Below are 711 nucleotides of genomic sequence, written 5' to 3'. Positions count from 1 at the left end.
GGGGTGAGGACAGTGTCTGGTGGGTAGTTTGACTGGGGCGGTCTCCTCCCAAAGAGTAACGGAGGAGCACGAAGGTTAGCTAATCACGGTCGGACATCGTGAGGTTAGTGCAAAGGCATAAGCTAGCTTGACTGCGAGAGTGACGGCTCGAGCAGGTACGAAAGTAGGTCTTAGTGATCCGGTGGTTCTGAATGGAAGGGCCATCGCTCAACGGATAAAAGGTACTCCGGGGATAACAGGCTGATACCGCCCAAGAGTTCATATCGACGGCGGTGTTTGGCACCTCGATGTCGGCTCATCACATCCTGGGGCTGAAGTAGGTCCCAAGGGTATGGCTGTTCGCCATTTAAAGTGGTACGCGAGCTGGGTTTAGAACGTCGTGAGACAGTTCGGTCCCTATCTGCCGTGGGCGTTGGAAGATTGAGAGGGGCTGCTCCTAGTACGAGAGGACCGGAGTGGACGAATCACTGGTGTTCGGGTTGTCATGCCAATGGCATTGCCCGGTAGCTAAATTCGGAAGAGATAACCGCTGAAAGCATCTAAGCGGGAAACTTGCCTCGAGATGAGTCTTCCCTGGGGCTTTAAGCCCCCTGAAGGAACGTTAAAGACTATGACGTTGATAGGCTGGGTGTGTAAGTGCAGCGATGCATTGAGCTAACCAGTACTAATGATCCGTGAGGCTTAACCTTACAACACCAAAGGTGTTTTGGT

General features: G+C 52.9%; 1 rRNA gene. It reads left to right on the top strand.

What is annotated here, in order from left to right:
• Nucleotides 1-689 (top strand): 23S ribosomal RNA (locus YROHD0001_RS0119145); the annotation flags it as partial.
• Nucleotides 690-711 lie beyond the last annotated feature (22 nt).

The sequence above is a fragment of the Yersinia rohdei ATCC 43380 genome, assembly GCF_000173775.1.
Lineage (GTDB): Bacteria > Pseudomonadota > Gammaproteobacteria > Enterobacterales > Enterobacteriaceae > Yersinia > Yersinia rohdei.
Note: the sequence above shows the minus strand (reverse complement) of the source record. Positions and strands in the feature narration are given on the sequence as shown.